The sequence below is a fragment of the Geodermatophilus sp. URMC 60 genome (genome assembly GCF_053502585.1).
The window spans coordinates 3,428,276-3,450,761 of record NZ_CP199958.1; the positions used below are offsets into that span (position 1 = coordinate 3,428,276).

General features: G+C 73.2%; 22 protein-coding genes and 1 riboswitch. Of the genes, 16 read left to right on the forward strand and 6 right to left on the reverse strand.

The features are described 5' to 3' along the window. Nucleotides 1-3: 3 nt before the first annotated feature. The 4 genes from ACWIX3_RS16270 to ACWIX3_RS16285 all read right to left on the reverse strand — a co-directional run bounded on the left by ACWIX3_RS16270 (nucleotide 4) and on the right by ACWIX3_RS16285 (nucleotide 4,802). The gene (locus ACWIX3_RS16270; RefSeq protein ID WP_448608381.1) at nucleotides 4-1,104 is read right to left on the reverse strand and encodes an ABC transporter permease; all 1,101 of its coding nucleotides are present in this window, start codon (nucleotides 1,102-1,104) and stop codon (nucleotides 4-6) included. After that, on the reverse strand, nucleotides 1,101-2,138 hold the full coding sequence (locus tag ACWIX3_RS16275; RefSeq protein WP_448608382.1) for an ABC transporter permease: 1,038 nt from the start codon (nucleotides 2,136-2,138) through the stop codon (nucleotides 1,101-1,103). Before ACWIX3_RS16275 ends, ACWIX3_RS16270 begins: the two co-directional genes overlap by 4 nt. Next, entirely contained in the window at nucleotides 2,135-3,703 is a 1,569-nt protein-coding gene (locus ACWIX3_RS16280) for a sugar ABC transporter ATP-binding protein (protein WP_448608383.1), read from the reverse strand. Before ACWIX3_RS16280 ends, ACWIX3_RS16275 begins: the two co-directional genes overlap by 4 nt. 61 nt (nucleotides 3,704-3,764) lie before the next feature. Beyond that, nucleotides 3,765-4,802 (reverse strand): autoinducer 2 ABC transporter substrate-binding protein, encoded by a 1,038-nt coding sequence (locus tag ACWIX3_RS16285; protein ID WP_448612481.1) that lies wholly within the window; start codon nucleotides 4,800-4,802, stop codon nucleotides 3,765-3,767. A gap of 503 nt (nucleotides 4,803-5,305) precedes the next feature. Here ACWIX3_RS16285 and ACWIX3_RS16290 point away from each other — a divergent pair. The 7 genes from ACWIX3_RS16290 to ACWIX3_RS16320 all read left to right on the forward strand — a co-directional run bounded on the left by ACWIX3_RS16290 (nucleotide 5,306) and on the right by ACWIX3_RS16320 (nucleotide 13,158). After that, complete coding sequence (locus ACWIX3_RS16290) at nucleotides 5,306-5,665, forward strand: L-rhamnose mutarotase (RefSeq protein ID WP_448608384.1); 360 nt, start codon at nucleotides 5,306-5,308, stop codon at nucleotides 5,663-5,665. After that, entirely contained in the window at nucleotides 5,662-6,831 is a 1,170-nt protein-coding gene (gene rhaI, locus ACWIX3_RS16295) for an L-rhamnose isomerase (RefSeq protein WP_448608385.1), read from the forward strand. Before ACWIX3_RS16290 ends, rhaI begins: the two co-directional genes overlap by 4 nt. A 118-nt stretch (nucleotides 6,832-6,949) precedes the next feature. Then, nucleotides 6,950-8,986, forward strand: coding sequence for a bifunctional aldolase/short-chain dehydrogenase (locus ACWIX3_RS16300; protein ID WP_448608386.1), 2,037 nt, complete (start codon nucleotides 6,950-6,952; stop codon nucleotides 8,984-8,986). 76 nt (nucleotides 8,987-9,062) lie between these two features. Next, nucleotides 9,063-10,541 (forward strand): rhamnulokinase, encoded by a 1,479-nt coding sequence (locus tag ACWIX3_RS16305; protein WP_448608387.1) that lies wholly within the window; start codon nucleotides 9,063-9,065, stop codon nucleotides 10,539-10,541. A 136-nt stretch (nucleotides 10,542-10,677) separates the two neighbouring features. Then, nucleotides 10,678-10,860, forward strand: a riboswitch (cyclic di-AMP (ydaO/yuaA leader). A 1-nt stretch (nucleotide 10,861) separates the two neighbouring features. Next, nucleotides 10,862-11,359 (forward strand): hypothetical protein, encoded by a 498-nt coding sequence (locus ACWIX3_RS16310; protein ID WP_448608388.1) that lies wholly within the window; start codon nucleotides 10,862-10,864, stop codon nucleotides 11,357-11,359. Nucleotides 11,360-11,653: 294 nt separating this feature from the next. After that, a complete protein-coding gene (locus tag ACWIX3_RS16315) occupies nucleotides 11,654-12,277 on the forward strand; it encodes a polysaccharide deacetylase family protein (protein ID WP_448608389.1) in 624 nt (207 codons plus the stop codon). 608 nt (nucleotides 12,278-12,885) lie between these two features. Next, complete coding sequence (locus tag ACWIX3_RS16320) at nucleotides 12,886-13,158, forward strand: GlsB/YeaQ/YmgE family stress response membrane protein (RefSeq protein WP_448608390.1); 273 nt, start codon at nucleotides 12,886-12,888, stop codon at nucleotides 13,156-13,158. Nucleotides 13,159-13,542: 384 nt separating this feature from the next. On the opposite strand, the gene ACWIX3_RS16325 is transcribed toward ACWIX3_RS16320, so the two are convergent. After that, the gene (locus ACWIX3_RS16325) at nucleotides 13,543-14,460 is read right to left on the reverse strand and encodes a sigma-70 family RNA polymerase sigma factor (RefSeq protein WP_448608391.1); all 918 of its coding nucleotides are present in this window, start codon (nucleotides 14,458-14,460) and stop codon (nucleotides 13,543-13,545) included. 72 nt (nucleotides 14,461-14,532) lie between these two features. On the opposite strand from ACWIX3_RS16325, the gene ACWIX3_RS16330 reads away from it, so the two are divergent. The 7 genes from ACWIX3_RS16330 (at nucleotide 14,533) to ACWIX3_RS16360 (ending at nucleotide 20,244) form a co-directional block, all read left to right on the forward strand. After that, nucleotides 14,533-14,877: a VOC family protein gene (locus ACWIX3_RS16330; protein WP_448608392.1), complete on the forward strand. Its 345-nt coding sequence runs from the start codon at nucleotides 14,533-14,535 to the stop codon at nucleotides 14,875-14,877. A gap of 217 nt (nucleotides 14,878-15,094) precedes the next feature. Continuing rightward, the gene (locus ACWIX3_RS16335; protein WP_448608393.1) at nucleotides 15,095-16,597 is read left to right on the forward strand and encodes an MFS transporter; all 1,503 of its coding nucleotides are present in this window, start codon (nucleotides 15,095-15,097) and stop codon (nucleotides 16,595-16,597) included. A gap of 42 nt (nucleotides 16,598-16,639) precedes the next feature. Then, nucleotides 16,640-17,914, forward strand: a complete 1,275-nt coding sequence (locus tag ACWIX3_RS16340; RefSeq protein ID WP_448608394.1) for an aromatic ring-hydroxylating dioxygenase subunit alpha — start codon at nucleotides 16,640-16,642, stop codon at nucleotides 17,912-17,914. A 14-nt stretch (nucleotides 17,915-17,928) separates the two neighbouring features. Beyond that, nucleotides 17,929-18,939 (forward strand): PDR/VanB family oxidoreductase, encoded by a 1,011-nt coding sequence (locus ACWIX3_RS16345; protein ID WP_448608395.1) that lies wholly within the window; start codon nucleotides 17,929-17,931, stop codon nucleotides 18,937-18,939. Continuing rightward, nucleotides 18,936-19,718, forward strand: coding sequence for an IclR family transcriptional regulator (locus ACWIX3_RS16350; protein ID WP_448608396.1), 783 nt, complete (start codon nucleotides 18,936-18,938; stop codon nucleotides 19,716-19,718). The genes ACWIX3_RS16345 and ACWIX3_RS16350 overlap by 4 nt, the downstream gene beginning before the upstream one ends. Before the next feature lie 73 nt (nucleotides 19,719-19,791). Further along, nucleotides 19,792-20,067 (forward strand): pyridoxamine 5'-phosphate oxidase family protein, encoded by a 276-nt coding sequence (locus tag ACWIX3_RS16355; RefSeq protein ID WP_448608397.1) that lies wholly within the window; start codon nucleotides 19,792-19,794, stop codon nucleotides 20,065-20,067. A gap of 54 nt (nucleotides 20,068-20,121) precedes the next feature. After that, entirely contained in the window at nucleotides 20,122-20,244 is a 123-nt protein-coding gene (locus ACWIX3_RS16360) for a hypothetical protein (protein ID WP_448608398.1), read from the forward strand. A gap of 48 nt (nucleotides 20,245-20,292) precedes the next feature. Here ACWIX3_RS16360 and ACWIX3_RS16365 read toward each other — a convergent pair whose 3' ends face one another. Further along, entirely contained in the window at nucleotides 20,293-21,060 is a 768-nt protein-coding gene (locus ACWIX3_RS16365; protein ID WP_448608399.1) for a DUF6544 family protein, read from the reverse strand. 333 nt (nucleotides 21,061-21,393) lie between these two features. Between ACWIX3_RS16365 and ACWIX3_RS16370 the strand changes: the two genes are divergently transcribed. Both ACWIX3_RS16370 and ACWIX3_RS16375 read left to right on the forward strand, forming a co-directional pair. Beyond that, nucleotides 21,394-21,918 carry a universal stress protein gene (locus ACWIX3_RS16370; protein WP_448608400.1) on the forward strand — a complete coding sequence of 175 codons (525 nt, stop codon included), beginning with the start codon at nucleotides 21,394-21,396 and terminating at the stop codon, nucleotides 21,916-21,918. A 76-nt stretch (nucleotides 21,919-21,994) separates the two neighbouring features. Then, on the forward strand, nucleotides 21,995-22,486 hold the full coding sequence (locus ACWIX3_RS16375; RefSeq protein ID WP_448608401.1) for a cation:proton antiporter regulatory subunit: 492 nt from the start codon (nucleotides 21,995-21,997) through the stop codon (nucleotides 22,484-22,486).

Here is a 22,486-nt window from a genome sequence, read left to right on the forward strand (position 1 = left end):
CTCCTAGCGGGCTCCGTAGCGCCGGGTGGTCAGTCCGTTGAGCAGGGCGGCGAAGACCAGGACGGCGCCGAGTGCGAAGAGCTGGAACTGCGTGCCGGCGTTGCCGGGGACGGCGAGGAGGATGCCGGCGTTGAGCCACACCACGAGGAGCGTGGCGAGCACGACCCCTGCCACCCGGCCGATGCCGCCGGTGATCGCCACCCCGCCGAGCACGGCGATGGTGATCGCGGGCAGCGCCATGCCGTTGCCGGCGGTACCGGCGTCCGGGCGGGCGGAGGCGAACTGGGCGACGGTCACCACGGCGACGAGGCCGGAGATGACCCCGGCGAGCAGGTAGGCGGTGAACCGGGAGCGCCGGACGTCGATGCCCGTCCACTGGGCTGCGACGTCGTTGGTGCCGATCGCGTAGAGCCGGCGCCCGTAGGTGGTGCGGTTGAGGAGCAGCCAGACGACCACGGCCGTCGGGAGGAGGAACGTGAGCGTGCCCAGGGGCACCGGGAGTCCGAGGACCGACACCGACTGCGCGGTGGAGTACAGCTGCTGGATCGGCGGTGTGCTGATCGGCTGCTGGGCGTTGACGACGATGGCCAGCGAGGAGAAGGCGTAGTAGGTGGCCAGCGTGGTGATCAGGGCGGGGTAGCCGATGTAGGCGATCAGGACCCCGTTCACGGCCCCGAGCAGCCCGCCGAAGGCCGCGGCCAGGAGGATGGCCAGCCACAGCGGCCAGCCCCACTGTCCGTAGGCGAACCCGAAGACCATGCTGGTCAGGGAGACGATCGCCCCGACGGACAGGTCGATGCCGCCCCGGCCGGAGGTGATGACCAGCAGCTCCGCGAGGCCGAGCATCACCAGCGGGACGGCGCTGATGAGGGCTGCGGACATGTAGGACGCGTCGTAGGGCGCGGTGAGGTAGTTCCGCTGGCTCAGGACCACGAAGGTGACGACGACCGCGAGGAGCAGGACCAGGAGCAGCACGATCCGCTGGGTCAGCAGCGCCCGCAGGAGCGTGGCCGGCAGCTGCCGGAGCCGGGAGGGCCGCTCGGGGGCGGTCGTGTTCGGCCCCGGCTCGCGGGCGGGGGCCGACGAGGTGACGGCGGTGCTCACGGGGTCCTCCTCGCCCGCTGGCGGAGCAGGTCGGCTCCCACGGCGATCAGGATGAAGATGCCGATGAACAGGCTGGCCAGCTGCGACGGCCAGTTGAGCTGGGTCACCCCGGAGGTGACGGTCTGCACGAGGAGCGCACCCAGCACCGTCCCGAGGACGGAGCCGCGGCCGCCCATGATCGACGTGCCGCCGATGACGACCGCCGCGATCGCGGCCAGCTCCATGCCGTCACCCACGTTCGGCGCGAGGGTGGCGGTGCCCTGGGCGATCACGAAGCAGGCCGCCAGGCCCGTGAGCAGGCCGGTCGCGACGTAGGCCAGGAGGATGCGTCGCTGCACCTTGACGCCGGCCAGGCGGGCGGCGTTGGCGTCGCCGCCGATGGCGTAGAGGTGCCGACCACCGGCGGTGTGCCGCAGGTAGTACCAGGCCAGCCCGGCGATCACGACCATGAGCAGGAAGCTGTGCGGGACGCCCAGGGTGCGCCCGGCGTCGCCGCGGCCGAAGACGGCCAGCGTGTCCGGGATGCCGTTGACCGTGGTGCCCCCGAACAGCTGCAGGCCGAGGAACCGGAACAGGTTCAAGGTGCCGAACGTGATGATGATCGCGTGCACGCGGCCGTAGGCGATGAGCACGCCGTTGACGAGCCCGAGCACACCGCCGACGACCACCGAGAGCAGCACCGCCGCGGGCAGGGAGAGGTCGCTCGAGACCAGTTGCTGGGCGACCACCACGGAGCAGACCATCACCATGCTGCCGACGGAGACGTCGATGCCGCCGGTGATGATGATGACGGTCATCCCGATGCCGATGAGGGCCACCGGGGCCGTCGCGACGAACAGCGGCACGATCGACCCGCTGGTGAGGAATGCCGGGGTGGCCAGCCACAGGCCGATCCACAGCACCGCGATCACCGCGATGAGGACGATCTCCTGACCGGTGATCGGGAAGGGCAGCACGCGCCCCCGCGCCGCCGCCTCGTGGGTCCGCGGGGCGGGCGGCGGCCGGTCGCCCGCAGTCGTGGCCGGGGTGCTCACGCTGCCTCCTGTTCCAGGGCGCCGGCGGCGGCGGCGAGGACGTCGGACTGGGTGGCCCCGCGGCCGAACTCCACGGTGGTGGTGCCGCCGCGAACCACCTGCAGCCGGTCGGAGACCCGGATCGCCTCGGCGAGGTCGGAGGTGACGATGAGCACGGCCGTGCCCTCGTCGGCCAGGCTGCGGATGATCTTGTGGATCTCCTCCTTGGCGCCGACGTCCACGCCCTGGGTCGGCTCGGCCAGCACGAGGACCTGGGGCCGCTCCACCAGCTGACGGGCGAGGACCACCTTCTGGGCGTTCCCGCCGGACATCGCGGAGACCGGCTGGCGTTCGTGCGGGGTCTTCACGGAGAGCCGCTCGATGAACTCCCGGGCGACGTCGCGTTCGCGGCGGCGGTCCATCCACACGCCGAGGCGGGAGAGGAGGGGCAGGTGCCCGGCCGAGATGTTGAACGCGATGGACTGGAAGGAGAACATCCCCTGCCCCTTGCGGTCGGCCGGCAGCAGGGCGATGCCGAGCTTCTTGGCCTCGCGCGGGGAGCGCGGCGCGATCGGCCGGCCGTCGAGCAGGATCCGCCCCGCGGTGGCCCGGCGCATGCCGTAGACCGTCTCGGCGATCTCGGCCGCACCGGAGCCGACGAGTCCGTAGAGGCTGACGATCTCGCCGGGGCGGACGGCGACGTCCACGTCGGCGAACTCGCCCTCCGCGCCCAGGCCCTCGAGGACCAGCCGCGGCTCGGCCTCGGCCACGGCGTGCTCGGCGGGGGTGTCCTCCAGGATCCCGCCGACCATGAGCTCGACGATGCGCCGGACGGTCAGCTCCCCGATCGGCCAGGTGCCGACCGTCTCGCCGTCCCGCATGACCGTGACCCGGTCGGCGATCTCGAACAGCTCGTCGAGCCGGTGCGAGATGTAGATGATCGAGACGCCGGAGGCGGCCAGCCGGCGGACGACACCGAAGAGCACCTCGATCTCGCTGCCGGTGAGGATCGCCGACGGCTCGTCCAGGATGAGGACCCGGGCGTCTCCGCCCAGGGCCTTGGCGATCGAGACCTGTTGCTGCTCGGCGATGGACAGCTCGCTGACCGGGACGGTCGCGTACCGGGCCGGCAGCCCGATCAGCTCGAGCAGCTCGACGACCTTGGCGTTCTGGGCGGCCCAGTCGACCTTGCCCCGCCGGGTGATCTCCCGGCCGGTGAAGACGTTCTCGGCCACGGTCAGGTCGGGGAAGAGCTGCGGTTCCTGGTAGACGGTCGCGATGCCCAGCCGGATGGCGTCGGCCGTGTCGTCGATCGTCACCGGTCGTCCGTCGAAGGTGATCTCCCCGGTGTCGCCGGATTCCGCTCCGGAGAGGATCTTGATCAGGGTGGACTTGCCGGCGCCGTTCTCGCCCACGAGGGCGTGCACCTCGCCGACGTGGACGGTCATGTCCGCGTTGCGGATGGCCCGCACGGCACCGAACCGCTTGGAGACGCCCCGGACGGACAGCCGCTCCTGAGCGGCTCCCGGACCGGAGGGGGAGGAGGGCGCCGCGTCGGTCGCCCCGGTGGCTGGCGAATCGGTCATCGTGTCCTCGTTCGACCGTGAGGCCCGGGGAGGGCCGGGGTGGCCCGGCCCTCCCGGGGCATCAGTAGTCGTAGTCGCCCGCGTTGTCCTTGGTGATCCGCAGCGGCGGGCCGAGCAGGAGCACCTTGGTCTGGTCGTCGTAGGTCACGCCGGTGATGTCGTCGCTGACGTCGTTCGTGGCCTGGAACTGGTTGCCCTGCGCGAGCTGCACGCCCGCCCACGCGGTCAGGTACCCGAGGTGCTCGACGTCCCAGAGGATGCTCGCGCTGGAGGAACCGTCCTCCAGGTAGGGGAGCATCGACTGCGGCGTCCCCAGCCCGACGGTGAAGACCTGGCCGATCTTCCCGGCGTCCCGAACGGCCTGGGCCACACCGGGTGCGGACGAGGTGCATTCGCCCACCAGGCCGGTCAGGTCGGGGTGGGCGTTCATGAGGTCGGTCGCCATCTGGGTCGCCTTCGCCTGGTCCTCACCGGCGTAGACGATGTCGACGATCTCGGCGTCCGGGTACTTCTCGGCGGTGTAGGCCTGCTGGACCTCGATCCAGCTGTTGAGGTTCTCGGCGGTCTGCCCGCAGGAGACGATCGCGTACTTGCCCCGGCCGCCCATCGCCTCCAGGAGCGCGTCGGTCAGGGCCTGGCCGATGCCCTCCGTCGAGGCCTGCTCGACGAAGACCTGACGCACCGAGTTCGGTGCGTCCGTGTCGGAGGTCGCCACCGCGATGCCGGCGTCCTGCGCCTGCTGCAGGAGCGGGGCCATCGAGTCGGGGTCGTTGGGGGCGACGATGAGGGCGTCCACGCCCTGCTGGATGTAGGACCGCACGATGTCGGCCTGCGCAGCCGGGTCCGCGGTGACCGGCCCCTGGTAGAGCCACTGGCAGCCGAGTTCCTCGCAGCCGGCCTGGCCACCGGTGTTCATGGCCTCGAAGTAGGGGATCCCCTGCAGCTTGGGCACGAACGCGACGGTGACCTGGTCCTCGCCGCCACCTCCACCTCCGCCTGCCCCGCCGGAGGCCGAGCCCCCACTGCCCTGGCCGCAGCCGGAGGCCACCAGAGCGAGCGCCAGACCGGCAACGGCGGCCAGCTTCCTCCTACGGAACATCCTCACCCTCATCTCGTCGCAGCTCGGGATCGCTCCCGTGGGAGGTCCCGGCCCTGTGCCGGGGCCTGGGCGGCCCGTGGATGCTGAACAGAGCCCACGGGTTGCCGTGAAACGATTCATGTGGCGCGGGCCACAGTAGGGCGGGGGTCGGGTCGCGTCAAGGGGTGTGCTCGCCGAGGCCCGACCGGGATCCCCTCCGGGGCCTGGCGACGCTCCCGCGGCACGGGCCGGTCACCCGCGTCCTGGCCGGCGCCGGGGGATGGCAGGCCCGCCGAGCCGCAGCTTCCCGGGGTGCGCGCGTTCCGGCGGCCGGGCGCCGCGGGGCCGGGGTGGCGGCCCGATCGACGGGTGCGGCGCCCCTGACGTGGTGGAGCCGGGTCGCAGCGGTGCCGCTCCCTTGACGTCGCGAGGGTGCAGTACTACCTTGTGCCGTGCGTCACGTATGAATCGTTTCACCACATGCGTGGCCGCCGCAGTTCGGCCTGCTCGACGCGGAGGGACCGGTGCCCCGAGTCTGCTTCACCCTCCAGGTCCGGCCCGAGCGGCTGGCCGAGTACCGCGAACGCCACGCCGCCGTCTGGCCGGAGATGCTCCGCGCGCTGCGCGACGCCGGCTGGCGGAACTACCAGCTCTACCTCCGGGACGACGGCCTGCTCGTCGGCGTCGTGGACACCGACGACCTCGCCGCCGCGCAGGCCGCCGTCGACGCCACCGAGGTCAGCGCCCGCTGGGAGGCGGAGATGGCCCCCTTCTTCGCGACCGGCGACGGCCGCGGCAAGTCCACGCTCGACCTCGTCTTCGACCTCGACGCCCAGCTCGGGGCGGCAGGAGAAGCGACCGCACCCACAGGAGCCCGACCGTGACCGACCCCCGCACCCGCGCCCTGGCCGCGCTGGCCGAGCAGACCATCGAGCTGCCCTCCTGGGCGTTCGGCAACTCCGGCACCCGGTTCAAGGTGTTCGGCCAGCCCGGTGTGGCACGTGACCCGTTCGAGAAGCTCGAGGACGCCGCCCAGGTGCACCGCTACACCGGCGTCGCACCGCGGGTGTCGCTGCACATCCCGTGGGACCTCGTCGACGACCACGGCAAGCTCGCCGCGCACGCCGCCGACCTCGGCGTCCGGATCGGTGCGATCAACTCCAACCTGTTCCAGGACGACGACTACAAGCTCGGGTCGCTGACGCACGCGGACCCCGCCGTCCGGCGCAGGGCGGTCGAGCACCACGCGCAGTGCATCGAGGTCATGCGGCAGACCGGTTCGACCGACCTGAAGATCTGGCTGCCCGACGGCACCAACTACCCGGGTCAGGACGACCTGCGCGCCCGCCAGGACCGGCTCGCCGACTCGCTGCAGCAGGTCTACGCGATGCTCGACCCCGGACACCGCATCCTGCTCGAGTACAAGTTCTTCGAGCCGTACTTCTACGCGATGGACATCCCCGACTGGGGCACCTCGCTCGTGCACTGCCTGGCGCTCGGCGAGCAGGCGACCGTCGTCCTCGACACCGGCCACCACGCCCCGGGCACCAACATCGAGTTCATCGTCGTGCAGCTGCTCCGCCTGGGCCGGCTCGGTGCGTTCGACTTCAACTCGCGCAACTACGCCGACGACGACCTCATCGTCGGCTCGGCCGACCCGTTCCAGCTGTTCCGGATCATGAACGAGATCGTCGCCCAGGACGCCCACCGCCCCGAGTCGAACGTCAACTTCATGCTCGACCAGTGCCACAACATCGAGCCGAAGATCCCCGGCCAGATCCGCTCGGTGATGAACGTCCAGGAGGCCACGGCCAAGGCGCTGCTGGTCGACCGTGACGCGCTGCGGGAGGCCCAGCTCGCCGGTGACGTCCTCGGCGCCCACGGTGTGCTGATGGACGCCTACTCCACCGACGTGCGCCCCCTGCTGGCCGAGCTGCGCGAGTCGAAGGGCCTCGACCCCGACCCGTACGCCGCCTACGCCCGCTCCGGTCACCAGGAGCGCATCGCCCGCGAGCGCGTCGGCGGCCAGCAGGCCGGCTGGGGCGCCTGAAGGAGGACCCCGTCCCCCCACCCCGCGCAGGCCCGGGGCGGTGCCCTGGACGGGGCCGACAACCGGGACCTCCCCTGCGGGAGGTCCCTTCCCGGAAGCACCGGAAGGACACCCTCTCGTGACGAACCCCGTGGTCCGCGAGCTGATCCAGCGCAGCAACCGGCTGGGCGCCGATCCGCGCAACACCAACTACGCCGGCGGGAACACCTCCGCCAAGGGCACCGAGACCGACCCGGTGACCGGGCAGCCGGTCGAGCTCCTCTGGGTCAAGGGCTCCGGTGGCGACCTGGGCACCCTGACCGAGCCCGGCCTCGCCGTCCTGCGGCTGGACCGGCTGCGCTCGCTGGTCGACGTCTACCCGGGGGTCGACCGCGAGGACGAGATGGTCGCCGCCTTCGACTTCTGCCTGTTCGGCAGGGGCGGGGCGGCGCCGTCCATCGACACCGCCATGCACGGGCTGGTCGAGGCCGCGCACGTCGACCACCTGCACCCCGACTCGGGCATCGCACTGGCCACCGCCGCCGACGGCGAGGCGCTGACCCGCGAGTGCTTCGGCGACCGCGTCGTCTGGGTGCCGTGGCGCCGTCCCGGCTTCCAGCTGGGCCTCGACATCGCCGAGATCAGGGCGAAGAACCCGCAGGCCATCGGCTGCATCCTCGGCGGGCACGGCATCACCGCCTGGGGCGCCACCAGCGACGAGGCCGAGGCCAACTCGCTGGACATCATCCGCACCGCCGAGCAGTTCCTCGCCGAGCGCGGCACGGCCGAGCCCTTCGGCGCCGTCGTCCCCGGTCTCGAGCCCCTGCCGCCGGCCCAGCGGCGGCACCGGGCCGCCGCCCTCGCCCCGGTGATCCGTGGACTGGCCTCGACCGACAAGCCGCAGGTCGGGCACTTCACCGACTCCGACGTCGTCCTGGAGTTCCTGTCCCGGGCCGAGCACCCCCGGCTGGCGGCGCTGGGCACCTCCTGCCCCGACCACTTCCTGCGGACCAAGGTCCGCCCCCTGGTCGTCGACCTGCCGGCGACCGCGCCGGTGGAGGAGGTCGTCGAGCGGCTGAGGACCCTGCACGAGGAGTACCGGGCGGAGTACGCCGCCTACTACTCCCGGCACGCCACCCCTGACAGCCCCCCGATGCGCGGCGCCGACCCGGCGATCGTGCTCGTGCCCGGCGTCGGCATGTTCAGCTTCGGGGCGAACAAGCAGACGGCACGGGTGGCCGGCGAGTTCTACGTCAACGCCATCAACGTGATGCGCGGGGCCGAGGCTGTGTCGACCTACGCGCCCATCGACGAGGTCGAAAAGTTCCGCATCGAGTACTGGGCGCTGGAGGAGGCCAAGCTCCAGCGGATGCCCAGGCCCAGGCCGCTGGCCACGCGCGTCGCGCTGGTCACCGGCGCGGCGTCGGGCATCGGGAAGGCGATCGCGCACCGGCTGGCGGCCGAGGGGGCCTGCGTGGTCGTCGCCGACCTGGACCTGCAGAAGGCGACCGACGCCGCGGCCGAGATCGGCAACGCCGACGTCGCGGTGGGCGTGGCGGCAGACGTGAGCGACGCCGAGGCCGTGGCCGAGGCGTTCCGGTCGGCGGTGCTGGCTTTCGGCGGGGTGGACCTGGTGGTCAACAACGCCGGCCTGTCGATCTCCAAGCCGCTGCTGGAGACCACCGAGGACGACTGGGACCTGCAGCACGACGTGATGGCCAAGGGCAGCTTCCTGGTGTCGCGCGAGGCCGCCCGCATCATGATCGAGCAGGGGATGGGCGGCGACATCGTGTACATCTCCAGCAAGAACTCGGTGTTCGCCGGCCCGAGCAACATCGCGTACTCCGCGACCAAGGCAGACCAGGCGCACCAGGTGCGCCTGCTGGCCGCCGAGCTCGGCCCGCACCAGATCCGGGTCAACGGCATCAACCCCGACGGCGTCGTCCGCGGGTCGGGCATCTTCGCCGGCGGCTGGGGTGCGAAGCGCGCCGCGGTCTACGGGGTCCCGGAGGAGGAGCTGGGCCAGTTCTACGCCCAGCGCACCCTGCTCAAGCGCGAGGTGCTGCCCGAGCACGTCGCCGACGCCGTCTTCGCGCTGACCGGTGGCGAGCTCACCCGGACGACGGGGCTGCACGTCCCCGTCGACTCCGGCGTGGCGGCGGCGTTCCTGCGATGACCGCGAGGACGACGGCCCAGCGGGCATGGCGGCGAGCGCCGGCGAGCGAGGAGCGGAACGGGGTCGGAGCCCGGTCGTGGGCACGGAGCTGACCCTGGCGGCCGTCGACCTGGGCGCCTCGAGCGGCCGGGTGATGGCCGCGCGGATCGGCCCGGACCGGCTCCACCTCACCGAGGTGCACCGGTTCCCCAACCGGCCGGTGCGGGTCGGCGGCACGCTGCACTGGGACGTCCTGGGCCTGTACGCCGGCGTCCTCGACGGGCTGCGCGCCGCCGGCCGGGAGGCCGGACCGGTCCAGGGGATCGGGATCGACAGCTGGGCGGTCGACGTCGGCCTGCTCGACGCCGACGGCGCGCTGCTGGGCAACCCGGTGCACTACCGGGACTCCCGGCACGCGACCGCGGTGCCGGCGGTCCACGCCGTCGTCCCGCCCGAGGAGCTCTACCGCGTCAGCGGCCTGCAGCACCTGCCGTTCAACACGGTGTTCCAGCTGGTCGCGGCGCGGGGGACGGCGCAGTTCGCCGCGGCCCGGACGGCGCTGCTGGTCCCCGACCTGCTGGCGTACTGGCTCGCCGGAGCGGTCGGGGCCGAGGTCACCAACGCCTCCACCACCGGGCTGCTCGACGCGACCACCCGGGAGTGGTCGTGGGAACTGGCCGACCGGCTCGGGCTCGACCGCGACCTGTTCCCCTCGCTGCGGCAGCCGGGGGAGCGGCTGGGGGAGCTGACCGGCGCCGTCCTGGCCGAGACGGGCCTGGCCGGACCGGTGCCGGTGGTCGCGGTCGGCTCGCACGACACGGCGTCGGCGGTGGTCGGCGTCCCGGCGGCGACCGAGCGGTTCGCCTACGTCTCCTGCGGCACCTGGTCGCTGGTCGGCGTCGAGCTGGAGAAGCCGGTGCTCACCGAGGCCAGCCGGGTCGCCGGGTTCACCAACGAGCTCGGCGTCGACGGCACGGTGCGCTACCTGCGCAACGTCATGGGCCTGTGGCTGCTGCAGGAGTCGCAGCGCACCTGGGCGGCGCACGGGCTGCCGGCCGACCTGCCCGATCTGCTGGCCGCGGCCGCGCAGGTGCCTTCCTTCACCGCGCTCGTCGACCCCGACGACCCGCGCTTCCTGCCGCCCGGCGACATGCCGGCGCGGATCGCCGCGGCCTGCGTCGAGGGCGGGCAGACCCCGCCGCAGAGCCAGGCGGAGACGGTGCGCTGCATCCTCGACAGCCTGGCCCTGGCCTACCGGCGCACGGTGCGGCGGGCGGTGGAGCTCTCCGGCCGGGACGTCGAGGTCGTGCACCTCGTCGGCGGGGGAGCGCGCAACACCCTGCTGTGCCAGCTCACCGCCGACGCCTGCGGGCTGCCGGTCCTGGCCGGCCCGGTCGAGGCCGCCGCCCTGGGCAACGTCCTGGTGCAGGCCCGCGGGCTGGGAGTGCTGTCGGGCGGGTTGCCCGAGCTGCGGGCGCTGCTGCGGAACACCCAGGACGCCCGGCTGTACCTGCCGACGCCCGGCTCGGGCGCCACGTGGGACGTCGCGGAGGAGCGTGTCGGTCCCGGGAGGTGACCCGCCGGGGCGGGAGGCGAGCGGCCGGCGTCCCGGGAGGAGCAGCGGTGGCGCGGCCATCGCCGGTTTCTCCGCGTTCCGTTTGCTGTGACGCACATCACAACCTACGGTCGGGTCGCTCGCATTCGCGGGACGGTCTGGCAGCACGCCGAATCCTGCCGCTGGCCCGACCGACCTCGACACACCCGAGGCAGGAACGGGAGATCGCAGACCTCCGGGCCGCGTCAGCGGCCCTCGGGGTGAAGCCGTGACCGCCACGGCCGGGCAGTCCTCCCGCCCGAACCCGACAGCTCATCCCGCAGGCGCGCCCGGAGGATCTCATGAACGAGCACGTCCTCGGCATGCGCCGGCTCGTCCGACCGGTGCGACCCGTCCGTCTGAGCATCGTGGGGGTCCTGGCGCTCATCGCCCTCGCGATACCGGCTCCGGCGATGGCGGCCCCCGACGCCTCGGCCGGCGCAGCACCTGCAGATCTGTGCGCGACGGTCGCCTCGCGGGCCGGCTTCAGCGGTGACCGGCTCGTCACCGCGATCGCGGTGGGCATGGGGGAGTCGTCCTGTCGTCCGGACGCGCAGAACGCCAACGGCCCGACGAAGGGCTGTCCGAGCGGCTCGGTGGACCGTGGTCTCTGGCAGATCAACAGCTGCTGGCACCCCTCGGTCTCCCGGTCCTGTGCCTACGACGCCCAGTGCAACGCCAACGCCGCCTATCGGATCTCCGCCAAGGGCACCAACTTCAAGCCGTGGGTGGCCTACACCAACGGCTCGTACCGGAACCACCTCGCCGCGGCCCGGGCCGCGGTCGGCCGGCTCAGTTGACCCAGGTCACCGGAGGGGGCACGTCACCGTGCCCCTGATCCGGAACCCGTGGTGGGGGTACGCCGGCCGGATCGGCGTGCTCCCACCACGGCGGACCCATCTGGCCCACCCTGCCGGCGCGGTGGGCCGAGCCCGACTCCCGGAGGGTCTCCCCAGCCCCGGTCGCAGGCCTCTCCCTGCCGGAGTCGGCGCAGGTGCACCGGGACGCGGCCGAGGGCGAGCGGCGGTCGCAGGATGAGCGGGGATCGCGCACCGGCGCGCCCGGACCTGAGACCGGGTCCGCAGCGCCGGATCATGCCCGTCATCGCGGCGTTGCTGCTGGTGGTGCTCGCTCCGCCGGCTCAGGCGGCGTCGGCACCGCAGCAGTGTGCAGCCGGCCACGTCCGGCTCACCTTCGACGACGGGCCCCACGGAACCGCCACACCCGACATCCTGGACACGCTGGCGGACCGGGGAGCGGAGGCGACGTTCTTCGTCACCGGGGAGATGACCGCGGCCCGACCCGACATCGTGCGTCGTGCAAGCACGGAGGGACACCGGATCGGGAACCACTCGTGGAGCCACCCGGAGCTCACCACGCTGGACCGGGCGCAGGTGGCGTCCCAGCTCCGGCGCACCAACGAGGTCATCGAGCAGGCCACGGGTCGGCTCCCCAGCGAGTGGCGCCCGCCGTACGGGGCCACGAACCCCGTCGTGGAGGCAGCGGCCCGGGACGTCGGGCTGGACTCGGTGGTGCTGTGGACCGTAGACCCCCGCGACTGGGCGGATCCACCGGCGACGACGATCCGGGACCGGGTGCTGCAGGGCGTGCGGCCGGGGGGCATCGTGCTCCTGCACGACGGCACCGGGCACAACACCCCCGCAGCCCTCCCCATGATCCTGGACGGGCTGGCCGCGAGGGGCTACTGCACGCAGTGACGTCCGGGCGAACCGGGTCCCGGAGTCGGCCTCCTGCGGGAGGCGCGGTGCGGGGTCGCCGGAGCAACGGTCCTCGCGGTGGGCGCCTCGGCCCTGGCCACGGGCGCCGCAGACCGCTCGAGGGCGTCGACGGGCCGCGGCGTCGCCAGCAGCGCGGCACCGCGCTCCCCGGCGGCACCGGTCACGGTGCCGATCGGTGGACCTCCGCGTACGACAGGTCGTGAGGGACGCGCTTACCGTGGCGGCGCCGGAGTCGGCGCCGGTGACGTCGACCAGCCGGTCGTCGACGTGCCCGCCGTCCACGATCGCGTGGCCGTCACGCCCGGTGCGGGTCCGCCCCGTCTCGGGCGTCGTTCCAGCACACCGGCCGGCTCCCGCAGCGGCGCGGGATGGACGCCCGTCGGAAGATCACTCGTTCGGGTGTGAAAACCGGGGTCTCGCCGGGCATGACGTCGTCGTCGTCCGCTCGTGCCGGGCGACTGGCTCGGGCACCGCCACGACGTCGGCGTCCGACCGTCGGATCCAGCGCGGCCCCACCGGGCCGCACCCACTGCCTCCGGGCCGCGACCGCGGACCCGGGGACCGACCGTGTCACCCGAGGAGAGATCGTGATCTGGAACATCATCGTCCTGCTGGTCATCGGGCTCGTGGCCGGGCTGATCGCCCGTGCCGTCATCCCCGGCAAGCAGAACCTGAGCATCCTCGCCACCATCGTGCTGGGCGTCATCGGCTCGTTCGTCGGCAACCTCCTCGGCGGACTGATCAGTGGCCGGGGCTTCGAGCTGGGGACGGCCGGATGGATCGGCTCCATCATCGGGGCCGTCATCGTGCTCGGCGTCTACGTCGCCGTCACCGGTCGCCGCGGCGCCCGATCCCTCTGACGCGCTGACGCACTCGCTCGCCGAGCGAGCGCTCCCGCCTGGGTCCGGTGGTGCCCGGGACCGACCGAGCGGAGGACGCTCGGTCGGTCCCGGGCACCAGCGCGCCGGGACGACGGTCCCCAGGACCGGCCGGTGGCCGGTCGGGCCGACCACCGGCGGGAGCGCGCCGCTCGACGGGCGGGCCGACCTGCCGCCCACCGCGACGAGTTGCCCGTCGGTGTCGCGGTGCCGTCCTCGCCCCAGGCCGCGGCGCTGACACCGAGCGCGCCGGCGACCGGCCTGGCGGAGGTGCGACGTCCGGCGGGCGGTGTCGTGCCCGTACCGGCCCGACTCGTCCCCGCGTTCCCCGTCCTCGACGGGGCGCGGACCGTGGCGACGGTCGTGTCACCCGTGGTCGTGCGGGGCGCCAGCGTCCGCCGTCCGCGCGCGGTGGCCCGGCTCCCGCTGCCTGAGGGGCTGCAGGTCCAGGCCCGCCAGGGTCTGCGGGTCGGCGAGCAGGTCGATCGCGGTCACGACGCCGTCCTCGACGGTGAAGGCGAAGACCACCTGCGGCGTCCCCCTCAGCGACCACACCGCGCCCGGTACGCCGTCGACGAGCACGAGCCGCGCGGCCCGCGCCCGGCCGGAGAGGAACCGGGCGACCGCCGTCGCCCCCGACACCTGCGCGTCGGCGCCCATCCGGGCGGCGACGTCGTCGGACCGCAGCACCGCCTCGGGGTGGAGGAGCTGGAGCAGGGCGGAGAAGTCGCCGTTGCGCGACGCGTCGAGGAAGGCCGCGACCACCTCCCGGCGCCGCTCGGTGGCGTCGGGCAGCTCGGCCGCGCGCACGCGGCGCCGGGCCCGGCTGGCCAGCTGCCGGGCGGCGGCGGGGGAGCGGTCGACGATCGGCGCGATCTCGTCGAAGGGCACGTCGAACAGGTCGTGCAGCACGAAGGCCAGCCGCTCGGCGGGCGCGAGCCGGTCGAGGACGACGAGCAGGGCCAGCCCGACGGAGTCGGCGAGCACCGCCTCCTCGGCGGGATCGGCGACGGCGTGCAGGCGGGCCGGCGGCGCGTCGTCGAGGGGGTCCTCGCGCCGGCTGGCCCGGGCGCGCAGCTGGTTGAGCGCCACCCGGGCCACGACGGTCGTCAGCCAGCCGCCGAGGTTGTCCACGTCGGCGGTCCCGGTCCGGCTGACCCGCAGCCAGGCCTCCTGGACGGCGTCCTCGGCCTCCGCGCGCGAGCCGAGCAGGCGGTGGGCCACGGCGGTCAGCCGGTCGCGGTGCCCCTCGAACTGCGCGGCGAGGACGTCGTTCCCGCTCACGTCGTCACATCCCCCGGTCGGCGGGTGTCACAGAGATGGCAGACCCGAACCCGAGCCCCCGAGGAGCAGATCATGACGACCGGCATCCGCACCGTCATCTACCCCGTGACCGACATGACCCGCGCCAAGGCGCTGTTCACGGCCCTGCTCGGTGCCGAGCCGGTGGTGGACGCGCCGTACTACGCCCAGTTCGACGCCGACGGCCAGGCGATCGGCCTGGACCCGCACGGCCACCGGCACGGGCAGTCCGGCCCGGTCGCCTACTGGCACGTGGACGACGTCGCCGGGAGCCTCGCCGCCCTGGTGGGCGCCGGCGCCGAGACGGTGCAGGACCCCACCGACGTCGGCGGCGGCCTGCTCGTGGCCCTGGCCAGGGACGGCGACGGCAACCTGATCGGCCTGCGCCAGGCCGGCTGATCGGCTCACCACGCGGACGAGGACGCCACCGGCCCGGCCCGGTGACGTCCTCGTCGCCGTTCGCGTCCGGAGTCGCCGTGACGAGTCCGTCCGGGGATGCGGCCGGATCCGTCTTCCGCCAGGTGGAAGCGCGGTACCCCTGGGCGGTGACCTCCGTCACGCTTCCCTGCGTCCGTCGCCGATCGTCGGCGAGGCCCCACCTACCAGGGAGCGACCCATGGCAGCAGGGAGTTCCGACAGCGAGACCGCCCGAGAGGAGCAGCTGCTCGACGCCGGGCGTGACGACCACCCGGTCGTGCCCTACCGGGCGCTGTGGGCGGTGCTGTTGCTGGGCTGGGTGGTCAGCTACGCGGACCGGACGGTCACCGGCCCGGTCATCGCGTGGATGATCCAGAACGAGTCGGGGTTCATCGGGGACGCGGCCAACCCGGCGACGGTGGGTGGCCTGGTCGGCTCGATGTTCTTCCTGGGCTACATGCTCACCCAGTACCCGGGCGGGCGGCTCGGCGACCGGTTCGGTCACCGCGAGATGATCATCGTCTCGCTGCTGGCAGCCGGCGTCCTGACCGTCGTCTCCGGTCTGGTGGCCGGGCTCGTGGCGTTCGTCGCGGCCCGCGTGCTGACCGGCCTGGGCGAGGGCGTGTTCTACTCCAACGACCGCACCCTGATCATCGCCCACACCCCGGCGGCGCAGCGGACGCTCGGTCTGGGCATCGTGATCACCGGCCTGTCCATCGGCCTGACCGTCGGGATCATCGCCACGCCGCTGCTGATCGCCTGGGGCGAGTCGCTCGGGATGGGCGACGGTGCCTGGCGACTGCCGTTCTTCGTGTTCGCCGCGTTCACGTTCGTGGTCGCGGCGGTGGCGTTCGTCTTCTTCCGGTCGAAGCTCGGTGGGGCGCTGCGGCTGGGGCCGCCGTTCCTGCGGCTGCTGCTGTTCTCCACGCCGACCTTCCTGGTCATCGTCGGCCTCTTCCTGATGGCCGAGACGTTCCAGTGGCCGGAGTGGCTGACCGCGACCATCGCGTCGGTCATCGCGCTCGTGTACATCGCGATCATCGTGCGCAGCGTCAAGCAGTCCGGTCGCGGTGCGGCCCTGCTCAACCGGAACATGTGGCTGATCTACATCGCCTACATCGCGATCCTGTGGAACCTGTGGTTCTTCAGCTTCTGGTCGGTGCAGATCGTCCGGGAGGCAGCGGAGAGCAGTCTGCTGGCCGCCGCGCTGACCGCCGCCTTCAACGCCGGTGCCGGGATCCTCGGCTTCCCCGTCGGCGGCTGGCTCGCCGACCGCGCCGTCCGCAGCGGCCGTGGCCGCAAGCCACTCGCCCTGGTCTGCACCGCCGTCTACTCGGTGCTCGTGCTCGCCTTCGGCTGGAGCATCTCCGGCGGGGAGGGTGACCAGCTGCCCTCGCTGGCCCTCCTCGGGCTGCTGCTGTTCAGCTCCGGGGTGTTCTTCAACGCGCTGCAGCCGATCGTGCAGGGCATGACCGGCGACCTGGTGCCTGCCAGCGAGCGCGGCTCGGCCTTCGGCATGCTCAACCTCGTCTCGGAGATCGGCGCCGTGCTCAGCCCGGTGGTCAGCGGCATCCTCCGCGACGCGACCGGCAGCTGGGCTCCGGGGGTCTACCTCGCCGCCGGGATCATGATCGTCTCCTTCTTCCTCTACGCGATGGTCCGAGAGGCACCGGCCCACCACGAGGACCCCATCCCCGCCTGAACGTCTCCCCGACCCGTCCGAGACCTCCGAAGGGACCCCGACATGACCGGTTCGACCTCGCCCGCCTCCATCGGCCGCCCGACCGGGCACGCCGCGTTCCGCTCGTTCCCGCTCAACGCCTGGTACGCGGCGGCGTGGGACCACGAGGTGGGGCGCAACCTGCTGCCCAAGACGATCGCCAACCGGCCGGTCGTCCTCTACCGGACCACCGGCGGTCGTCCGGTCGCGCTGGCCGACGCCTGCTGGCACCGGCTGGCGCCCCTGTCGATGGGCAAGCTGCGCGGCGACGACGAGATCATGTGCGGCTACCACGGCATCTGCTACGACCCCGACGGCCGGGCCACGTTCATGCCGGCGCAGGAGACGATCAACCCCAGCGCCACGGTGCACTCCTTCCCGGTGGTGGAGCGGCACCGCTACGTGTGGATCTGGCCGGGCGACCCGGCGCTGGCCGACCCGGCGCTGGTGCCGGACCTGTACTGGAACGAGCACCCCGACTGGGCCGGCGACGGCAAGACCATCCGCGTCAACTGCAGCTACCAGCTGATCGTCGACAACCTCATGGACCTCACCCACGAGCAGTTCGTGCACGGGTCGAGCATCGGCCACGACGCACTGTCGGAGTCGGAGTTCACCGTGACCCACACCGACCGGACGGTGACGGTGACCAAGTGGATGCTCGGCATCGACCCGCCGCCGTTCTGGAAGCGCAACCTCCAGGACCGCTTCCCCGACTACGAGGGGCCGGTCGACCGCTGGCAGATCATCAACTACACCGCGCCGTCGACCATCGCGATCGACGTCGGCGTGGCCAAGGCCGGTACCGGTGCACCCGAGGGCGACCGCAGCCAGGGGGTCACCGGCACGGTGATCAACACGATGACGCCGGAGACCGACAACACCTGCCACTACCTGTGGGCCTTCGCCCGCGACTGGTGTCTGGACAAGCAGGTGATCACCACCCGGCTGCGCGAGGGCGTGTCCAACGTCTTCTTCGAGGACGAGCAGATGCTCGAGGCCCAGCAGCGGGGGATCGAGGCCAACCTCGACTACGACTTCTACAACCTCAACATCGACGCGGGCAGCATGTGGACCCGCCGCATCGTGCAACGCATGATCGACGCCGAGCTCGGCTCGGACGTCGGTGCGGTGAGCGACGAGGCCGGGCACGCCGCCGCCGCGATGGCCGAGGTCACCGGCGCGGCCAACGCCGAGCCGCCGGGCGACGGCGGAACCGGTCAGGCAGCGGAGGTGGCCGGCGGGGTGGCCCGGCACCGGGAGCAGCCGACGGCCGGCCTGATGGGCCGCGGGCTGTAGCGGGAGCGGTCGACATGGCAGCCACGAGCGCCAAGCGGTGGCGGAGGGCGCGGGTGATCGACGTCTGCGACGTCGCCCAGCACGTCCGGAGGATCGTCCTCGAGCCCGAGCGGCTCGAGGCGCCCGCGCCCCCCGGCAGCCACATCGACATCGGGGTCTACGTCAACGGTCGCGCCGACGTCCGGTCGTACTCCGTCGTGGGCATGAGCGGCTACGGCACCGAGCTGGTCCTCGGTGTGCAGCTGGCCCGGCAGAGCCGGGGTGGCTCGGCCTACATGCACAACCTGCGGCGGGGACAGGAGGTGTCGATCACCCAGCCGCTGCAGAACTTCCCGCTCAACTACGGCAGGCCCGGATACGTCCTGGCGGCCGGGGGCATCGGCATCACCGCCCTGGTGGGCATGGGCAAGGCGCTCAAGGCGCGCGGCGCGGACTACCGCTTCGTCTACGGCGCCCGGTCGCGGGACCTCATGGCGTTCCTCGACGAGCTGGTCCCCGAGCACGGCGACCGCCTCGACCTGCGGATCGACGACGAGGGGAGCTCCCTCGACGTCGCCGACCTCGTCGCCGGCGTCCCGGACGGCGGGGAGCTGTACGTCTGCGGTCCCACGCCCATGCTCGACGCGATCAAGACCGCCTGGGCCCAGGCCGGACGGCGCCCGGCGGACCTGCGCTTCGAGACGTTCGGCAGCAGCGGCCGGTTCGCTCCCGAGGCGTTCACCGTGCGGATCCCGCGGCTGGGCCTGGAGACCCTGGTGCCGCACGACGTGTCGATGCTCGAGGCACTGGAGGCGTGCGGTGCGGACATGATGTTCGACTGCCGCCGCGGCGAGTGCGGCCTGTGCGAGGTCAAGGTGCTCGACGTCGAGGGCGTCATCGACCACCGGGACGTCTTCCTCAGCGACGAGCAGCACCGGGCGGGGGACCGGTTGCAGTGCTGCGTCTCCCGCATCGTCAGTGCCCGGACCGGCGGGCTCGCCGGCGCCGACGGGCAGCCGGGGGTCGTCACCATCGACGTCCCGTGACCAGTGACCTCCGTGCCGGACCGCTGAGGGCGCGCAGGACGGCGGGCGGCAAGCTGCTCGCCGTCCTCGCGGCCTTCAGCAGGGAACGGCCGACGCTGACCCTGTCCGAGATCGCCCGTGCCGTCGGCGTCCCGCTGTCCACCGCGCACCGGCTGGTCGGGGAGCTGACCCGGTGGGGAGCGCTCGAGCGGGACGCGGACGGCCGGTTCCGCATCGGGCTGCGGATCTGGGAACTGGGCTCTCTCGCGCCGCGGGCGCTCGGGCTGCGGGAGGCCGCGCTGCCGTTCATGGGTGACCTCTACGAGGTCACCCACCAGAACGTGCAGCTGGCCGTCCGGGACGGCGACGAGGTCGTCTTCGTCGAGCGGATCGCCGGCCGCGACGCCGTCAGCGTCCTCACCCAGGTCGGTGGCCGCTTCGCGCCGCCGCCCACCGGCGTCGGTCTGGTCCTGCTCGCGCACGCCCCGGCCGAGGTGCAGGAGCGCGTCCTGGCCGGTCCGCTGACGGCCTACACGCGGCACACCATCACCGATCCGCGGCAGCTGCGCCGGGTCCTCGCCGAGGTGCGCCGCAGCGGGATGGCCGTCAGCGACCGGCAGGTGACCGAGGACGCCGTCTCCGTCGCCGCGCCGATCGAGGTCCGCGGCACCGTCGTCGCCGCGCTGTCCATCGTGGTCCGCGGGACCTCCACGGCCGCCGTCCGCGGTTACGCGCCCGGTGTCCGCGCCGCCGCGCTCGGCATCGGCCGCACCATCGCGTCGACCAGCTCGTGGGGCTGACCAGGGGACGTGTTCCCGCCGCCGGGCACGGCGCCCCGGTGCGGCTCCCCGTCCCGCCGGTCAGGATGGCACCGTGACGAGCGGCACCGGTTCGCTGGACGTGATCCCCGTCGACGAGTGCTACGACCTGCTGGCCGGCCACGAGGTCGGCCGGATCGGCGTGATCGCCGAGCACCACCCCCTGATCATCCCGGTCAACTACGGGATGGACGGGCGGACCGTCGTCATCCGGACCCACCCGGGCACCACCCTGGCGGCGGCCCGGCACGCCAACGTGACCTTCGAGGTCGACGACATCGACCGGACGACCCGCAGCGGCTGGAGCGTGCTCGTCCGCGGCCTGGCCTAGGAGGTCGGCGCCGAGCACCGGGCCGAGCTGGTCGAGCGGACCCACGCCGCCGGCGTGCACCCGTGGGCACCCGGTGAGCACGGCAACTGGCTCCGGATCATCCCGCACGCGATCAGCGGACGGCGGATCGTCCCCGGGCAGCTGCCGTGGGGGGTCGACGACCGCGCCTACCTCTAGCCCGTCCACCCCGCGGGATCCGGTGCGCGGACGGGCCGGTGGGGACGCTCATCCGAACCTGGCGTCGGTGATCTCCGCGCGGAAGAACTCGCCCTCGGGCTGCCGCTCGGTTCCCCACCACCAGCCGGCGCGGAGGACCGAGCCGATGGTCACACCGGCGAAGGTCCTCTCCTCCTCGATGGCGACGCCGAAGGGATACCGCCCGAACGGGCCGCCACCGGGGTTGCCCCAGCGCTGCATCACGACGCCGAGCAGCCGCCCGCCGTCCCCGACGTGGAACTCGGCGCTCTCCTCCTGCTGGTCGACCCGCCAGGTGGCCACGGTCCGGTGTGCATCGGTCCCGGGGGCCCACGTCGCCGCGCGGAAGGTCGTCGGCACCAGCGCCGTCTCACCGGCCAGGCGACCGGCCGCGCTGCGCGTGACGTCGGGTCCGGTGGCGGTCATGACCGGGATGAGGCCGCCCAGGCGCCAGTCCATCTGGCCGGATCCGGAGCTGTACCGGTCGAACCCCACCACCGGTAGGCCGAGGAAGCGGGCGGTCGCGGCCCAGACGAACCCCCGGGGCGGGGCCAGCACCTGGGTCGCCGTGAAGGGGCGCCAGGTGCCGAGCCGGATCTCCCCGCGCATGGCGAGGACGACCGAGGGCCACAGCGGTGTCCCCGGTGCGATCGCATGGGCGAGCCACCGGCGCGCGGGTTCGGGCAGGCCGCCCACCATCGACACGTCGAAGGCCTCCGGCCGGCCGCTGGTGGAGGTCAGCAGGTCCCACTCCTGCCGGACGCGGCGAGCGGCCCGGGGGACCGGGGACGTGGTCACGTGAGGTGGACCAGCGCATCGCCCGTCAGCCCCACCGGGGCCACCGCCGGCGGGCTCCCGTGCCCGGGGTGATCCTGCGTCCTCGGACCGGCGCCCACCACGCACCGGACGCTACCGGCCGACGTCCGTCGTCCCCCGTCGACGCGGGGGGTCGATCGTGCCGATCCGGCGGGGCCGTGCCCGGACCGCCGCAGTCGCTCCTCACCTGTTCGACAGCCTGGGCCGGCTCCCGCCGCGATCCCGGTCGGAGGGGCTTCCCGACATCCGCGAGCGGAGGGTGGGACACCGCGGCGGGGAGTCGGCACCGGGAACTCCCGCCGTAGTCTCCGGCCCATGACTGAGGAGATCGACGTGCACGTGGAGGACGAGGGCGTCGCCCGGACGGCGGACGTCCCGGGTGGTGTGCTGGTCGGGCACGACGGCTCGGGGTGCGCACAGGAGGCGCTGCAGTGGGCGGCGGGCCTGGCGGCCCGGGCCGGTTACCCGCTGCACGTGCTGCGCGCTTGGAAGATCACCACCGCGCCTCAGCCGGCCACCCTGGAGCCGGGCTACATCCCGCCGCTGGAGGACTTCGAGAAGGCGGTGCGGGATGAGCTCGAGGCCCACGTGGCCAAGGCGGGGCTGGACCCGGCGCTGTCGGTCACCTGCCACGTGGCCCACGCCAACCCGGCCCGTGCGCTGATCGAGTCGGCGGTCCGCGCCGACCTGCTGGTGGTCGGCGCCCGCGGCCGCGGCGGGTTCGCCGGCCTGGTGCTCGGCTCGATCAGCGACCAGTGCGTGCGGCACGCGCCCTGCCCCGTGACGGTCGTCCGGACCGGGACGGCGACGCACGAGGCCGCGGGGGCCGGCGGGGCCTGAGCAGGCGCCGCACCGGGCCCGCGGTGGACGTGCGTCGTCCGCCGTGGGCCCGTCGCTCCTCTGCGACGATGCGGCCATGGACCTCGAGGAGACCCTCCTGCCGGGCGTCGGCGTCCGGTACCGGCTGCGGACTCACGCCGGCGAGGTGCTCGGCATCGTCGTCCGCAGGGAGGGCTCGGCCGAGGTCGCCCTGTACGACCGGCGCGACCCCGACCGGGCGCGCAGCGTGCTGCGGCTCGAGCCGGACGAGGTGGACGCCGTCGCTGAGGTGCTCGGGGCTCCCCGGCTCACGCAGCGCTTCGCCGACCTCTCCCGGGAGGTGCCGGGCCTGGAGTCGGGCCGGTTCCCGATCCGCGAGGGCTCCCGCTTCGCCGGCCGTCCCCTGGGCGACACGCGGGCACGTACCCGGACCGGCTGCTCGATCGTCGCGATCGTGCGGGACACCGACGTCGTGCCGTCCCCGGGGCCGGACGCCGTGCTTCACCCGGGGGACGTCCTCGTCGCCATCGGCTCCCAAGCGGGTCTGGAGCAGCTGGAAGGGCTCCTGGCCGGCGTCGACCGGGGCTGA

Bases quoted from the DNA above. Each gene is read 5' to 3' on its own strand.
- ACWIX3_RS16280 (WP_448608383.1), bottom strand. From the start codon at position 3,703: ATGACCGATTCGCCAGCCACCGGGGCGACCGACGCGGCGCCCTCCTCC.
- ACWIX3_RS16285 (WP_448612481.1), bottom strand. From the start codon at position 4,802: ATGTTCCGTAGGAGGAAGCTGGCCGCCGTTGCCGGTCTGGCGCTCGCT.
- ACWIX3_RS16310 (WP_448608388.1), top strand. From the start codon at position 10,862: ATGAACGAGCACGTCCTCGGCATGCGCCGGCTCGTCCGACCGGTGCGA.
- ACWIX3_RS16315 (WP_448608389.1), top strand. From the start codon at position 11,654: ATGCCCGTCATCGCGGCGTTGCTGCTGGTGGTGCTCGCTCCGCCGGCT.
- ACWIX3_RS16330 (WP_448608392.1), top strand. From the start codon at position 14,533: ATGACGACCGGCATCCGCACCGTCATCTACCCCGTGACCGACATGACC.
- ACWIX3_RS16335 (WP_448608393.1), top strand. From the start codon at position 15,095: ATGGCAGCAGGGAGTTCCGACAGCGAGACCGCCCGAGAGGAGCAGCTG.
- ACWIX3_RS16340 (WP_448608394.1), top strand. From the start codon at position 16,640: ATGACCGGTTCGACCTCGCCCGCCTCCATCGGCCGCCCGACCGGGCAC.
- ACWIX3_RS16345 (WP_448608395.1), top strand. From the start codon at position 17,929: ATGGCAGCCACGAGCGCCAAGCGGTGGCGGAGGGCGCGGGTGATCGAC.
- ACWIX3_RS16370 (WP_448608400.1), top strand. From the start codon at position 21,394: ATGACTGAGGAGATCGACGTGCACGTGGAGGACGAGGGCGTCGCCCGG.
- ACWIX3_RS16375 (WP_448608401.1), top strand. From the start codon at position 21,995: ATGGACCTCGAGGAGACCCTCCTGCCGGGCGTCGGCGTCCGGTACCGG.